Source organism: Collinsella sp. AM24-1 (assembly GCF_003470325.1).
Classification (GTDB): domain Bacteria; phylum Actinomycetota; class Coriobacteriia; order Coriobacteriales; family Coriobacteriaceae; genus Collinsella.
In genome coordinates, this window is the sequence record NZ_QRHM01000018.1 from 1 (window position 1) to 445 (window position 445).

General features: G+C 68.8%; 1 protein-coding gene. It reads right to left on the minus strand.

Annotated features, from left to right (window positions below; genetic code table 11):
- A partial coding sequence (locus DW661_RS10350; protein WP_233547476.1) for a transposase occupies positions 1–445 on the minus strand: 445 nt, incomplete at both ends.

Genomic DNA, 445 nt, shown 5'->3' on the forward strand with positions numbered 1-445 from the left:
CGCCTTCTCCTCCGCCGCCCGCCTGACCGCGTCGACGTAGTAGGCGAGCATGTCGTTGTCGGCCCCCTCCGCGAACCTTATCGACTCGATCCAGGACCAGTGCGCCCGGGTCCAGTTGCCCTTCCTGCGGCCGGTGGGCGTCCTCTCGTCGAAGACGAGCCCGTGCCTTAGCAGGAACTTGGAGAGCCGCTGCTTCGAGCGCGAGAGGTCGTCCCTCGCGTCCTCGAGCGCCCTGGTCAGGTCGCGGGCGGCCTCGCACTCGTCGTCGGGGACCCACACCTCGACCACGTTGCCGACCGACAGCATGCGGGCGAGGAACTCGGCGTCGTTGCGGTCGTTCTTCCTGCGCCTGTCCGCGCTGGGCTTGATCATCTTCGAGACGGCGCCGACCACGCAGTCGACCCCGAGGCCGGAGAGCCTCTTCTGCAGGTCGAACCCCGTGACC